The sequence below is a fragment of the Burkholderia sp. CpTa8-5 genome, assembly GCF_017815045.1.
Classification (GTDB): Bacteria; Pseudomonadota; Gammaproteobacteria; order Burkholderiales; family Burkholderiaceae; genus Burkholderia; species Burkholderia sola.
Genome location: NZ_JAGIQD010000034.1, coordinates 45,103 through 58,837, shown reverse-complemented (window position 1 = coordinate 58,837; position 13,735 = coordinate 45,103). Strand labels below are relative to the sequence as shown.

At 66.0% G+C, this 13,735-nt stretch carries 12 protein-coding genes; all 12 read right to left on the bottom strand.

Translation table 11 applies throughout. The features are described 5' to 3' along the window. Positions 1–133: 133 nt before the first annotated feature. The 12 genes from J8I35_RS31020 to J8I35_RS30965 all read right to left on the bottom strand — a co-directional run bounded on the left by J8I35_RS31020 (position 134) and on the right by J8I35_RS30965 (position 13,713). Positions 134–928, bottom strand: a complete 795-nt coding sequence (locus J8I35_RS31020; protein WP_050011412.1) for an ABC transporter substrate-binding protein — start codon at positions 926–928, stop codon at positions 134–136. A gap of 329 nt (positions 929–1,257) precedes the next feature. Beyond that, entirely contained in the window at positions 1,258–2,286 is a 1,029-nt protein-coding gene (gene astE / locus J8I35_RS31015; RefSeq protein WP_176016678.1) for a succinylglutamate desuccinylase, read from the bottom strand. Positions 2,287–2,293: 7 nt separating this feature from the next. Next, entirely contained in the window at positions 2,294–3,634 is a 1,341-nt protein-coding gene (gene astB, locus J8I35_RS31010) for an N-succinylarginine dihydrolase (protein WP_050011414.1), read from the bottom strand. Between the two features lie 14 nt (positions 3,635–3,648). Then, a complete protein-coding gene (gene astD / locus J8I35_RS31005) occupies positions 3,649–5,112 on the bottom strand; it encodes a succinylglutamate-semialdehyde dehydrogenase (RefSeq protein WP_124594725.1) in 1,464 nt (487 codons plus the stop codon). Positions 5,113–5,119: 7 nt separating this feature from the next. Continuing rightward, positions 5,120–6,166 (bottom strand): arginine N-succinyltransferase, encoded by a 1,047-nt coding sequence (gene astA / locus J8I35_RS31000; protein WP_089488287.1) that lies wholly within the window; start codon positions 6,164–6,166, stop codon positions 5,120–5,122. After that, positions 6,163–7,230: an arginine/ornithine succinyltransferase subunit alpha gene (aruF, locus tag J8I35_RS30995; RefSeq protein ID WP_209928744.1), complete on the bottom strand. Its 1,068-nt coding sequence runs from the start codon at positions 7,228–7,230 to the stop codon at positions 6,163–6,165. Before aruF ends, astA begins: the two co-directional genes overlap by 4 nt. Positions 7,231–7,260: 30 nt before the next feature. Continuing rightward, positions 7,261–8,493, bottom strand: a complete 1,233-nt coding sequence (locus J8I35_RS30990; RefSeq protein WP_209928742.1) for an aspartate aminotransferase family protein — start codon at positions 8,491–8,493, stop codon at positions 7,261–7,263. A gap of 1,018 nt (positions 8,494–9,511) precedes the next feature. After that, complete coding sequence (locus J8I35_RS30985) at positions 9,512–10,552, bottom strand: GlxA family transcriptional regulator (protein ID WP_089488286.1); 1,041 nt, start codon at positions 10,550–10,552, stop codon at positions 9,512–9,514. A 21-nt stretch (positions 10,553–10,573) separates the two neighbouring features. After that, entirely contained in the window at positions 10,574–11,374 is an 801-nt protein-coding gene (locus J8I35_RS30980) for an ATP-binding cassette domain-containing protein (protein ID WP_006488736.1), read from the bottom strand. Between the two features lie 20 nt (positions 11,375–11,394). Beyond that, positions 11,395–12,108, bottom strand: coding sequence for an ABC transporter permease (locus tag J8I35_RS30975; protein ID WP_006476443.1), 714 nt, complete (start codon positions 12,106–12,108; stop codon positions 11,395–11,397). After that, the gene (gene hisQ, locus J8I35_RS30970) at positions 12,105–12,794 is read right to left on the bottom strand and encodes a histidine ABC transporter permease HisQ (RefSeq protein WP_011544981.1); all 690 of its coding nucleotides are present in this window, start codon (positions 12,792–12,794) and stop codon (positions 12,105–12,107) included. The genes J8I35_RS30975 and hisQ overlap by 4 nt, the downstream gene beginning before the upstream one ends. A gap of 364 nt (positions 12,795–13,158) precedes the next feature. Next, positions 13,159–13,713: a hypothetical protein gene (locus J8I35_RS30965; RefSeq protein ID WP_050011421.1), complete on the bottom strand. Its 555-nt coding sequence runs from the start codon at positions 13,711–13,713 to the stop codon at positions 13,159–13,161. Positions 13,714–13,735 lie beyond the last annotated feature (22 nt).

Here is a 13,735-nt window from a genome sequence, read left to right as displayed (position 1 = left end):
TGGCTAACACTTCCCCTTGCCGGGCGTGTAGAGGACTTTCACCTCCAAGTGAGTGCGCCCTGCCGGGCGCACCAAAAGCAAACCGGCCGCATCAGCGGCCGGTTTTTTACCATCGTGCGATCGAGCGAGGCGCTTACTTGAGCGTGACAGGCACGCTGAAGTACTTCTTCGCGAGGTTGTCGATCGTGCCGTCGGCCTTCAGGTCCTTCAGCGCCTGATCGAGCGCGGTCTTCAGCGCCGCGTCGTTCTTGCGCAGGCCGAAGCCGACGCCCGAGCCGAGGATCTCGGCGTCGCTGACCGTGCCGCCCGCGAACGCGAAGCCCTGGCCTTGCGGCTTCGTCAGGAAGCCCTTCGAGCCCGCTTCCGAATCCTGGAACGTCGCGTCGAGACGGCCCGACTTCAGGTCGGCATACGCCAGATCCTGCGTCTGATACGGCACGACATCAACGCCGGCCGGCGCCCACTTCTTCTTCGCGTACGCTTCCTGGATCGTGCCCTGCAGCACGCCGACGCGCTTGCCCTTCAGCGATTGCGGGGTCGGCAGCAGGCCGCTGCCCTGCTTCGCGATCAGTTGGTTCGGAATCGTGTAGATCGGATCGGTGAACGCGATCGCATGCTTGCGCTGGTCGGTGATCGTCATGTCCGAGTTGATCGCGTCGAACTTGCGCGCCTGCAGCGCCGGGATCAGGCCGTCGAAGTCGTTCTCGACCCACACGCACTTCGTCTTCAGCTTCGCGCACACCGCGTTGCCGATGTCGATGTCGAAGCCGGTCAGCTTGCCGTCGGGCGTCTTGTATTCGAACGGTGCGTACGAGGCCTCGACGCCGAACCGGATCTCCTTCAGATCCGCGGCAAACGCGCTGCCTGCCGCCACCGCCGATGCCGCTACCACCGCGTGCGCGGCCACTTTACGCCAATCCAACTTCATCAGGTGTTCTCCTCGATACTCGAATGTTCCGGAACGACGGACGCATGCATCATTGCAGGGTCGAATGCCACCGACAATGCCCACGCGGCGCCGTGATGCGGCGCAACAGCCGCAAGGCCGCGATTGTACCAATCCGCGCGGCCCGATACGGCAAAGCGGCCGCCGGTGCGCGATGCTGCGCTGCGCGCACGGCGGCCGCCGCGCGACCCGTCGAACTTGCAAGACGGTGTCGCAAATATGCAAGCGCGCCGTCCGCGCAGCGGGCGGGCGTCATCGCAAAAAATGAATCGACTGCCGGACGATGCGCGGTCCGCACGATTGCACGTCGATCAGACGAGCGCCGCCAGCGTGTCGCGCGTCGTATCGACGACGAGCAGGCCCGCGCGCAAACCCGGCTTCACGGTCGGGTTCGGAAATACGATGCGTTCCTCGTCGTGCTTCACCGTATAGCGGTAGTCGCCGTCCTGCGCGAGCACCGTGCCGCGCGCGAACGCGGTGAAGTTCGCGACGTCGGCCGCGACGAACAGCTCCAGCGCATCGCTCTGCTTGGTGATCTGATCGATCACCGTGAACACCCGCGGCAATGAGGCGTCGACGTCACGCCGCTCACCCGACACGAGCTTGCGCACCGCGCGGTCGGCCGGCGCGAAGCGCGTCAGGTCGTTCTGGCCGAACGGCCGCACCTTGCCGAGTTCCAGCGTGCACGCGAGCGCGCCGCACTGCTCAGCCGTGAAATGCGAATACGTGTTGCCCTTCGCGGTATGCAGCAGCACGGCCGCGATGCGTGCATCGCCGAGCCATTCGACCATCGCGCGCGTCGGCGGCGTGCCCGTATGCGGCAGCAGCGCGAATTGCTCGAAGACCGATGCGCGAATCGCCGTGTGCATGTCGATGTGCCAGCGCGCGCTGCCTGCCGGCGCGGCCGCGAAGAATGCGGCGGCCGCCGCCTCGAGCTGCGCGGCGCGCGGCGCTTCGCGGCTCGCGCTCACCTGCGCGTGACGGCCGCTGAACAGGCGGTTCAGGTCGTCGTCGAGATAGCGTTCGCCCGCACGCATCGCCGGCACGTTGCCGAGCACGACCAGCAGCCGGCACGCGAGCGGCAGCGCGCCCGCCGCGAGATCGCGCACCAGCATCGACAGCAGCTCGATCGGCGCCGTCTCGTCGCCGTGCACGCCGGCCGACACGAGCACGCTCGCGCGCGCCGCCGCGTCGGCGGCTGCCGGTTCGAACGCGAGCAGCCCGTCGCCGAGCCAGCGCCAGCGCACCGCGCCGCCCGCGCACGCGCCGTCCCGTTCGGCCGGCGCGCCACCGGCCAACGTGAACGCGAGGAAGTCGTCGAGCAGCGCGGCGGCCGGCATCCGTGCCTCAGCGCTGGAAGTCATACAGCGAACCGACGCGCAGGATCTGCGTGAGCTCATCGAGCGCCGTGCGCGATTCGTCGAGCAGCGCCGGATCGGCGAGGTCTTCCGGGGCGAGGCGATCGCGATAGTGCGTGTCGATCCACGCGTCGAGCGACGCGAACAGCGTGTCGTTGATCCACACGTTCGACGTGACGGCCGCGCGCTCGGCTTCGGTCAGCACGACGCGCAGACGCAGGCACGCGGGGCCGCCGCCGTTCTTCATGCTTTCGCGCAGGTCGAACACGAGCACGTCGTGAATCGGGCCGTTGCCGGCAGCCAGTTGATCGAGATAGGCGGCGACCCTCGCGTTCTCGCGGCATTCCTGCGGCACGACGAGCACCTGCGAGCCGTCCGCGCGCGACAGCAGCTGGCTGTTGAACAGATACGACGTGACCGCATCGTTCACGCTCACCGCTGCGTCGGGCACCTCGATCACGTTCAGGCGCGCCCCGCGTGCGTCGAGCGCGGCGGTCAGCGTGTCGTAGATCGCCTGCTTGTTGACGAACGCGCGTTCGTGCGTGAACAGCGTGTCGCGGTTGCCGACCGAGATCACGTCGTTGTGGAACACGCCCGCGTCGATCACGTCCGGATCCTGTTGCGCGTAGACCGTCGCTTCCTCGGCGAGCCCGTGGCGATGCGCGACTGCGCGGCTCGCCTCGAAGGTCTGCCGTGCCGGGAAGCGCTTCGGCTCGGGGCCGCGGCGGTATTCGGCGCGGCCGTACACGAAGAATTCGACGCCCGGCTTGCCGTATTCCGCGCAGAAGCGCGTGTGGTTCGCCGCGCCTTCGTCGCCGAGCGCCGGCGTGCCCGTCAATGCTTCGTGCACCGCGAAGTGCGTGGGGTCCGCGAACAGCGTCGACAGCGTGCGGCGCGTCGCTTCGTGCTCGATCGCGCGATGCAGCTTGCTGCACAGGTTCGCCGGCGTGAAATGCACGCGGCCGTCGCTCGTGTCGGCCGACGGGCTGACGGTGGCCGCGTTCGCGGTCCACATCGCCGACGCCGAGCTCGCCGCGGCGAGCAGTTCGGGCGCCTGCTTCGCCGCCTTCGCGATCACGTCCGCGTCTTTGCCGGAGAAGCCGAGCTCGCGCAACAGGCGCAGCGACGGCCGCTCCTGCGGCGGCAGCACGCCTTGCGCGAAACCGAGGTCCGCGAGCTGCTTCATCTTGCGCAGCCCCTGCTTCGCGGCGGCCTTCGGGTTCGCGGCCGACTTCTCGTTGTTCAGCGACGCCACGTTGCCGAACGACAGCCCGGCGTAGTTGTGGGTCGGGCCGACGAGCCCGTCGAAATTGGCTTCTTGTGCGTTCATCGTCGCTCCCTCGATCAGAAATGCAGGCCCGGCGACAGGCTCGCGGGCAAAGTCAGTTGCGTGCTTTCCACCGACGCCATCGGGTACGCGCAATAGTCGGCCGCGTAGTACGCGCTCGGCCGATGGTTGCCCGAGCGGCCCGTGCCGCCGAACGGCGCGGCCGACGATGCGCCGTTGGTCGGGCGGTTCCAGTTGACGATCCCGGCGCGGATCGTGCGGCGGAAGTGATCCCATGCGTTGGCGTCATCGGCCAGCAAGCCCGCGGACAGGCCGAACGCCGTGTCGTTCGCGCGCTCGATCGCTTCGTCGAACGTCGCGTAGCGGACGATCTGCGCGAGCGGGCCGAAATGTTCTTCGTCGGGCAGGTTCGCGACACCCGTCACGTCGATGATCGACGCGTTCACGAAACCCAGGCGCGGATCGCGCTGCGTCATCGCGATGATCGGCTTCGCGCCCTGCTCGACCAGGCGCGCCTGCGCATCGACCAGCTTCGCGGCCGCGCGCGCCGAGATCACCGCGCCCATGAACGGCTGCGGATCGGCGTCAAACACGTCGGCCGTGATCTTCGACGTGACGTCGGCAAAGCGTGCGAGGAAGCGATCGCCGAACGCGCCCTGCGGCACGAAGATGCGGCGTGCGCACGTGCAGCGCTGGCCGGCCGACAGGAACGCCGACTGGATCGTGTGATGCACGGCCGCGTCGAGGTCCTCGACTTCGCCGATCACGAGCGGGTTGTTGCCGCCCATCTCGAGCGCGAGCACGATTTCCGGACGGCCGCCGAACTGCTTGTGCAGCAGCGTGCCGGTATCCGAGCTGCCGGTGAAGAACAGCCCGTCGATCTGGCGGTGATTCGCGAGCGCGATGCCGGTGTCCTTCTCGCCCTGCACGAGATTCAGCACGCCGGCCGGCAGCCCGGCTTCGCGCCACACGTCGACCGTCGCGCGCGCGACGCCCGGGGCAAGCTCCGACGGCTTGAACACCACGGTGTTGCCGGCGATCAGCGCCGGCACGATATGACCGTTCGGCAAGTGGCCGGGGAAGTTGTACGGGCCGAACACCGCGACGACGCCGTGCGGGCGGTGACGCAGCACCGCGACGCCGTCGGCCATGTCCTGGCGCTTCTCGCCGGTGCGTTCCTGATAGGCCTGGATCGAGATGCCGACCTTCGCGGCCATCGCCGCGACTTCGGTGCGCGCTTCCCACAGCGGCTTGCCGGTCTCGCGGCCGATCGCGGTCGCGATCGCTTCCTTGCGTTCGGTGAGCAACGCGGCAAAGCGCTTGACGATTTCGCAGCGCGCTTCGAAGTCAAGCGCCGACCAGCCGGCGAATGCGCGGCGTGCGCTCGCGACCGCACGGTCGACGTCCGCTGCCGATGCGCTGCCGCCCTGCCATGCGATTTCATCGGTACCCGGGTTGCGCGACGCGAAGACGGGGCCCGAGCCTGCGACCCAGGCGCCGTCGATGAAGAGTTCCGTCATGATTCGTTTATCCCTGTTTGACTTTGAGCGGCAGCACGCGGACCGGATCGCCGGCCTTCACGTCGAGCGCGGCGGCATCGTCGGCCGACAGCACGAACGCGCCGTTCTCAACCACGCCCGGCGCGACGCCGACGCGGAAATCGCCGAGCGACGTGTTCGACACGAGCGACTTCGGCGGATGGCCGCCCCGCGCGTCGTCCCGCGCGTCGGGCACACCGATCGCAACCGGCACGACGACGCTCTCGCGCACCGTGCGCAGGTCGTTCACATGGCATTCGAGCACCGGGCCCGCGTCGAAGATGTCGACGTGGTTCTGGTAGCGCAGCCCTTCCGCTTCGAGCATCTTGCGGGCCGGCAGCGTGTCGCGGTGCGTGAGGCCGACTGCGTCCTGCGCGTCCTGCGGCAGCAGGTCGACGTACACCGGGTAGCGCGGCATCAGCTCGGCGAGGAACGACTTGCGGCCGTGCGAGCTCAGGTAATCGGCCGCGTTGAAATCGATCTGGTAGAAGTGCGAACCGACCGCGCGCCAGAACGGCGACGTGCCGTCCTCGTCGAAGTGGCCGCGCAGTTCCGCGCAGATGCGTTCCGGAAAGCGATCGCGGAACTGCGCGATGAACATGAAGCGCGAGCGCGACAGCAGGCCGCCGACGCCGCCCGTCCGATAGCGCGGGCTCAGGAACAGCGAGCACACTTCCGCGTAGCCCGTCAGGTCGTGCGAGATGTTCAGCGCGGACATCCGCGTCCACACGCCGAGCTCCTGGCTCGCATGCACGACCGTGCTCACGCGATAGTTGTAGAACGGCTGTTCGAGGCCGACCTGCGTCTCGATTCCGCACACGCCCGCGATGTCGCGCGTCTTCGAATCTTCCATCACGAAGAAGTAGCCGGCCTCGCCGGGCGCCGCGTGGCCTTCGAGCGTGCGGCGCGAGCGTTCGATGCGAGCGGCCAGCGCGTCGCGGTCGGGCTTGAACGTGGTCAGGCCCGGCCCGGTTTCCTGCGCGAGCGACACGAGCGCGTCGACGTCGCCCGTTTGTACGACCCGAACGACGATCATGCTGCGTCTCCCTTCAAATCTTCATCGTCGCGGCGATGCAGCGGCACGCAGCGCACGACATCGCCTTCCTTCACATCGAGCGCCGCGCGCACGTCGCCGGCGAGCGGCGCCTCGGTGCTCCGCGCATCGGCCGTGTCGCCCGGCAGGTCGGCCAGCACGCAGCGGAACGATTCGCCGCTGCCCGTCGACACCATGTACGCGACGTCGCCCTGCTGATGCGCGGCCTCGCGCACGACGCGCTCCGACGCCTGCTTCACGCACGCGGTGCGGTCGACCTGCGCGGTCAGCACCGGGCCCGCGTCGAAGATGTCGACGAAGCGGTCGGGCTCGAAGCCTTCCTCGAGATGGATGTCGTACGCGAGCAATGCCGTTTCGTTCGGCTCGCCGAGCACGCGTTGCGCGGCTTCCGGCAACAGCGGCACGTAGAGCGGATAGGCCGGCATCACTTCCGCGATGAACGTGCGGCTGCGACCGCCCGATGCGATGTCGACGTCGGTGAAGTCGCGGCCGAAGAACTTGCGGCCCACCGCCTCCCAGAACGGCGACGCGCCGTTGCCGTCGCTCACGCCGAGCAGCAGCGTGAACACTTCCGGCGTGAAGCGGCGGCGGTTCGCGGCGATATACATCATCCGGGCGCGCGAGATCAGGTGCGCGGCCGCGTCGCCGCGCAACGACGGATCGACGTAGAAGCCCGCGAGCCGGCTCTTGCCGGTCAGCTCGTGCGACATCGTGAGCGCATGGATCTTGCGGTTCACGTGCAGCTCGCGCGACGCGTGGATCAGCGCGTCGTTGCGGAACGCGTAGAACGGTTCCGAGTAGCCGGCCGCGGCCACGATGCTCGCCGTGCCGAGCAGCTTGCCGGTTGTCGAATCCTCGAGCACGAAGAGGTAGAACTCCTCGCCGGCGAAGTCGACGTCCGCGCGAAACGAATCCTCGGAGAGCGCCACGCGCGCTTCGAGCGCCGCGCGGTCGTGCGGCAGCGAGTGCAGGACCGGCTGCGCGGTGCGCGCCATGTGCGCGAGCGCATCGAGATCCGTGAGTTTGCCGGGGCGAACAAATAGCATCGTCGTTCCTGTCTGCGATGGGGGCGCCGATCAGCGCGCGGTGGCTTCCTGTGCGGCAAGCACTTGTTCGACCGCCTTCTCGAAGCGCTTCACGCCTTCGTCGAGCAGGTCGAACGGGATCACCAGCGACGGAACGAAGCGCAGCACGTTCGGGCCGGCGATCAGCATGATCAGCCCGTGCTCGGCGGCGGCGGTGACGAAATCCTTCGCGCGACCGTCGAATGCGGCGGTGAGTTCCGCGCCGACCAGCAGGCCCTTGCCGCGGATGTCCTTGAAGATGCCGAAGCGCGCGTTGATGCGTTCGAGTGCGCCCTTCAGGCGCACGCTGCGTTCGCGCACGCCTTCGAGCAGCGCCGGGTCGCCGATCAGTTCGACGACCTTGTCCGCGATCGCCGATGCGAGCGGGTTGCCGCCGTACGTCGTGCCGTGCACGCCGACCTTGAAGTGCGCGGCCAGGTCGTTCGTCGTCAGCATCGCGCCGATCGGGAAGCCGTTGCCGAGCGCTTTCGCGGTCGTCAGGATGTCCGGCGTGACGCCCGTGTCCATGTAGGCGTAGAACTGGCCGGTGCGGCCCACGCCCGTTTGCACTTCGTCGAAGATCAGCAGTGCGCCGTTGGCGTCGCACGCTTCGCGCAGTGCCTTCAGGAATGCCGGATCGGCCGGGATCACGCCGCCTTCGCCTTGCACCGGCTCGACGATCACGGCGCAGGTTTTCGGGCCGATTGCGGCCTTCGCGGCTTCGATGTCGTTGAACGGCAGGTGCTTGATGCCTTCCGGCACCGGGCCGAAGCCTTCCGAGTACTTCGGCTGGCCGCCGACGCTGACCGTGAAGAACGTGCGGCCGTGGAACGACTGCACGAACGACACGATTTCGTATTTGTCTGCGCCGTGGCGGTCGAACGCGACGCGGCGCGCGAGCTTCAGTGCGGCTTCGTTCGCTTCCGCGCCCGAGTTCGCGAAGAATGCGCGGTCGGCGAAGGTCAGCGATTCGAGACGCTTCGCGAGGCGCAGCACCGGCTCGTTCGTGTAGCCGTTGCCGATGTGCCAGAGCTTGCGGCCTTGTTCGTCCAGCACCTTCAGCAGTTCCGGGTGGCCGTGGCCCAGCGACGTGACCGCGATGCCGCACGCGAAATCCACGTACTCGCGGCCGGCCGTGTCCCACACGCGGGAGCCCTCTGCACGGTCCGGCACGAACGGCGCGGGAGAGAATACCGGCACCATCACTTCGTCGAATGTCTGGCGGGTCACGGTCGAGGTCGTCATGGTCGTTCCTTTCGGTTTCGTAAGAGGGTTCAACAGGATCAAGTTTAGGGAAGGGTGACGCAAGCGTCTTGCGGAATTGCGACGGGTTCTATCGGAAGGTTTTGGTTTTGCCCTTTCGGGCTGGCCGGGGCGGCTACGCCGTGTCGGTATTTTGGGGCTTTTTCTCGCTCGTCTGGGGTCGGCTTCCCGGGTCGTGAAGCACCTGCGATCGTGTCGGTCTATTAGCGTCGCCCCTCCGCGGGGCAGCGGTTACTTTTCTTTGTCTTGCCAAAGAAAAGTAACCAAAAGAAAGGCGCTCGGATATCGCATAACCTCCCGGTGCCATCGCCAACAGAGTGGTCCGCACAAAAGTGTCCGCGCCAGTCAGGAATCCGGAGTGGTTCGAGCAATGGTTCTGACACCACTGCCTGCCCCACGGAGCGGTATACCGCTCGCTAGCTCCGTCCTCGCTTCGCTCGGCCGATAGGTCCATCCCGGCCAATGCCGCCATCTTCCGCCCGTTGCAAGGCACTCGCTCTACTTTCGATAAACGGGAATTCGCTGCTCTGCCCGTGAAAAAAATGGGGGACACAAATACATCGTCTCGCGCAGACATCGATCGTCAAACGATCCGGTCATACAAATGCGGAGAGCAGAAAAAGTGCCTGGCAGTCGACAGTTCATGCAGGAAGCAAGAGCGCCCTCCCCGCCCTGAAGTACCTTCCAGCCGAGCGTAGCGAGGATGGAGCTAGCGGACGGTATACCACTCCGTGGGGTAACGAGAGATGTCAGAACCATTGCTCGAACCACTCCGGATTCCTGACTGGCGCGGACACTTTTGTGCGGACCACTTTGTTGGCGATGGCACCGGGAGGTTATGCGATATCCGAGCGCCTTTCTTTTGGTTACTTTTCTTTGGCAAGACAAAGAAAAGTGACCGCTGCCCCGCGGAGGGGCGACGCTAATAGACCGACACGATCGCAGGTGCTTCACGCCAACCGCGGGCGGACCGCCAACCAAACCAAGTCAAACCCGGATCTCAATCCTTCCCGCGCTCGACGAGCGCCCCACCCCGAGGTTCGCTGCCGCCGCCGGTCTGCTTCTCGAGCCACGCTCTTCGATCCTCCCGAGGCGTAACACCAAACCTTTCGCGATAAGCGTTAGAGAAGTGCGCAGCAGAAGAGAACCCACAAGCGAGAGAAACCTGAACGACAGACTTGCTGGTCCGCTGCAACTGCGTCCTTGCCTTGAGCAACCGAAGATTGAGGTAATACTTCGAGGGCATTGCCCCGAGATACTGTCGAAAGAGCCGCTCCAGTTGCCGGCGTGAAACGCCGACGAGCCCGGCGATCTCATCGGTAGTAAGCGGATCCTCGATATTGGCTTCCATCAAAAGCAAAGCATCATTCAACCGAGGATGTCGCTCACCGGGCGCGGTAACAAAAGGAATCCGTTGGCGCTCCTCACCACTCCGCAGCGTCCCGGCCCCGAGCGCATCAGCAATCCGCTCCGCGAGATCCACCCCATGTTCCCGGCCAATCATGGCCAACATGAAATCGACGGTCGCCTGCCCACCGGCACAGGTGGCCCGATCGCGATCGATCTCGAAGATCTGCTGCGTGACGATCGACCGCTCGAACTGCTCGGCGAACTGCTGATACGTCTCCCAGTTCACGCTCACGCGATACCCGGAAAGCTGCCCGGCCATCGCCAGCCACCACACGCCGTGATGAATGCCGGTCACAACGGGCGTACGCTGCCCGACCCGCGCGAGACTCGCGAGAAACAACCGGTAATCGGCAAACTGCTGAAACCGCTCGGACACGACGATTACCCAGTCGCACGCGATCGCATCGTTGAACGCCGCATCGGCATGCCACTGCGCGCCGCCCGCGAGCGGCACCGGCCGACCGTCCCACGAACACACCTGCCAGCGATACAGCAGGCGTCCGTCGATCTCGTTCGCGAGATTCAGCGCATCGACGATCGGACCCACGCCCGACATCGACACGGGCGGCAATGCAACGATCGCCACCTGCGTCGTGCGGGTGGCGCCTGCGGGACGAGACACCGGTACCACGTTGAAACCTGCCCTGTCGCGTTACTTGAGGCTGCCCGACAGGAACTGCTTGAGCCGCTCGCTCTGCGGGCGCACCAGCACCTCCTTCGGATCGCCCTCTTCCTCGGTCCGCCCCTGATGCAGGAACATCACATGATTCGACACGTTGCGCGCGAAACCCATCTCGTGCGTGACGACGATCATCGTGCGGCCTTCCTCGGCCAGCTTCTGCATCACCTTCAGCACTTCGCCCACCAGTTCCGGATCGAGCGCGGAGGTCGGCTCGTCGAACAGCATCACGTCCGGATGCATCGCCAGCGCCCGCGCGATCGCCACGCGCTGCTGCTGGCCGCCCGACAGATGCGACGGATACTGCTTCTCGACGCGCGGCGGCAGACCGACCTTCTCCAGGTACTCGCGCGCACGCTCCTCGGCTTCCTTCTTCGAAATGCCGAGCACGTGCACGGGCGCTTCCATCACGTTCTCGAGCACGTTCATGTGCGCCCACAGGTTGAAGTGCTGGAACACCATCGCGAGCTTCGTGCGGATGCGCTGCAACTGCTTGTGATCGGCGACTTCGAGCGCGCCGGCGCGGTCGGTCTTCGTGCGCACGGCCTCGCCGTCGACGACGATCTGCCCCGCATTCGGCCGCTCGAGAAAATTGATGCAGCGCAGGAACGTGCTCTTGCCCGAGCCGCTCGCGCCGATGATGCTGATGACGTCGCCGGCCTTCGCGTTCAGCGACACGCCCTTGAGCACCTCGTTGTCGCCATAGCGCTTGTGGATGTCGACCGCGGCAAGCTTGACGGAAGCGGACGCGCTCGTTTGAGTGATCTCGGCCAACTGGCTCTCCTCGAAGTAATTCAATGACGGGCGGCCGCGAGATACGCGAGCCAGTGGCGCTCCGCGCGGCGAAACGCCGCGACGAGTGCGAACGATACCGCAAGATAGATCAGCGCGGCGATCCCGAACGACTGGAACGCCATGTAGGTCGCGGAATTGGCGTCGCGCGCGACCTTCAGGATGTCCGGCACGGTCGCGGTGAACGCGACGGTCGTCGCGTGCAGCATCAGGATCACCTCGTTGCTGTACAGCGGCAGCGCGCGGCGCAGCGCCGACGGCAGGATCACGCGGCGGTACATCGTGAACGGCGACATCCCGTAGGCCCGCGCCGCCTCGACCTCGCCGTGCGGGATCGCACGAATCGCGCCGGCGAAGATCTCGGTGGTGTACGCGCAGGTGTTCAGCGCGAACGCGAGGATCGCGCAGTTGAAACCGCTGCGGAAAAACGCGTCGAGCAGCGAGTGCGAGCGCACGAACTCGAGGCTGTACATGCCCGTGTACATCAGCAGCAGCTGCACGTAGAGCGGCGTGCCGCGGAACACGTACGTGTAGAACCGCACGGGCATCGACACCCACTTGTTCCTCGACACGCGCGCGACCGCGAGCGGCACCGCGCACACGAAGCCGAGCGAAATCGACGCGACGAGCAGCCACAGCGTCACCGCGAGGCCGGACAGGCGCTGGCCGTCCCAGAAAAGGAACGCCTTGCCGAATTCCTGGAGGATCTCGATCATAGTTCTGCGTGCCGCACGCCCATGGAATAACGCTTCTCGAGCTGGATCAGCACGAGGTTGGAGACGGTCGTGATCGCGAGATAGATCAGCGCCGCGACGAGGATGAAGAAGAACATGTTGAACGTGCTCTTGCCGGCGTCCTGCGCGGCCTTCACGACGTCCGCGAGACCGATGATCGACACCAGCGCGGTCGCCTTCACGAGCACCTGCCAGTTGTTGCCGATGCCCGGCAGCGCAAAGCGCATCATCTGCGGAAACATGATCCGCACGAACACGCGCGCGCCGCTCATCCCGTAAGCCGAACCGGCTTCGAGCTGGCCGCGCGGCACCGACAGGAACGCGCCGCGAAACGTCTCGGTGAAGTACGCGCCGTAGATGAAGCCGAGCGTCAGCACGCCGGCCACGAACGGATCGATGTCGATCTGGTTCCAGCCGACGAGGTCGGTGAACTGATTCAGCCAGATCTGGATGCTGTAGAACAGCAGCAGCATCAGCACAAGGTCGGGCACCGAGCGGATCAGCGTCGTATAACCGGTCGCGATCGCTCGCAGCACCCGGTTGTGCGACAGCTTCGCCACCGCGCCGATCAGCCCCAGCGCCACCGCAGTGGCGAGCGACAGCACCGACAGCTCGATGGTCTGCACAGTGCCGGCCCAGAGGACGGGACCAAAGCCGTAAAGGAACACGCGCGTCTCCAGAGTTGAATGAATGCCGACGCGTATGCCTGTCCCGCGCCGGGCTGACGCGGATAGTCGCAAGCGAAATTATTTGCCTCAAATCACCGTGCGCGCGATTGCTGCGTCGCAACAATTCGTCCCATCATTTCTGCGCACGGCCTACGCCGCTGTTTCAAAAGGAAAAAACCCGCTTCCTGACAGTCCGATGACGCGCCGGGAAGCGGGCTTTTTGCAATTTTCCGGTCGCTTTTTCGATATAGCGCCGGCTTGGCCGTCAGGCCGAATGGGCAGATCCGGACCGACGCCACACAATCGCTCGCTCATGCCCGCGACGCGCTGCGCGGGCTGGCTGAAGAAGCGCCGCGCGTGAGCGTCACCGCCCTTTCAGGATGTCGGAGCGCGATGTCGTATAGACGAGCCCGTCCGGGCCGAAATGGACGTTGAAGAACGCGTCGGTGTTGACGCCGTCCTCGAGCCAGCGCCAGCTCCAGACCGTCTCGGGTTTCAGCGGATACTGCGCGACGTCGCCGGGCTTGCCGAGCAGGCGCCGCACCTCGTCCTCGTCCATCCCCGGGCGCACTTTCGCGAAATTCTCGGCGGTCAGCACCTGTGTCGCGCCCGTGTAGCGCCCGTTCGCGTCGAGATCGACGAACCACGTCTGGTTGCCCATCGGGCCGCGCGGATATTCGAGACGCTTCGAGCCGTCGGTGAACGTGCGCTCGGTCTCGGGTTTGCCCATCGTGCCACGCACGTCGGCCTCGGTCGATTCGCCGACCTTCAGCCCCTTCAGCAGCAGCGGCGCGGGCTTGATCGCGTTGAAGAAGTCCCTGATACGTTGCACGTCGAGATGGCCTTGGTCGTCGCAACCGGTCAGCGCCAGCGCGGCGGCCAGCATCGTCACGGAAAGCAGCCGGAAACGAAAAATCATCGGAAAAATGGCGCGTGGAGAA

What these genes read in the sequence shown, in the direction of transcription:
- J8I35_RS31020 (WP_050011412.1), bottom strand. Translation starts at nt 928, where the DNA reads ATGAAGTTGGATTGGCGTAAAGTGGCCGCGCACGCGGTGGTAGCGGCA.
- astE (WP_176016678.1), bottom strand. Translation starts at nt 2,286, where the DNA reads ATGCCGGCCGCCGCGCTGCTCGACGACTTCCTCGCGTTCACGTTGGCC.
- astB (WP_050011414.1), bottom strand. Translation starts at nt 3,634, where the DNA reads ATGAACGCACAAGAAGCCAATTTCGACGGGCTCGTCGGCCCGACCCAC.
- astD (WP_124594725.1), bottom strand. Translation starts at nt 5,112, where the DNA reads ATGACGGAACTCTTCATCGACGGCGCCTGGGTCGCAGGCTCGGGCCCC.
- astA (WP_089488287.1), bottom strand. Translation starts at nt 6,166, where the DNA reads ATGATCGTCGTTCGGGTCGTACAAACGGGCGACGTCGACGCGCTCGTG.
- aruF (WP_209928744.1), bottom strand. Translation starts at nt 7,230, where the DNA reads ATGCTATTTGTTCGCCCCGGCAAACTCACGGATCTCGATGCGCTCGCG.
- J8I35_RS30990 (WP_209928742.1), bottom strand. Translation starts at nt 8,493, where the DNA reads ATGACGACCTCGACCGTGACCCGCCAGACATTCGACGAAGTGATGGTG.
- J8I35_RS30975 (WP_006476443.1), bottom strand. Translation starts at nt 12,108, where the DNA reads ATGATCGAGATCCTCCAGGAATTCGGCAAGGCGTTCCTTTTCTGGGAC.
- J8I35_RS30965 (WP_050011421.1), bottom strand. Translation starts at nt 13,713, where the DNA reads ATGATTTTTCGTTTCCGGCTGCTTTCCGTGACGATGCTGGCCGCCGCG.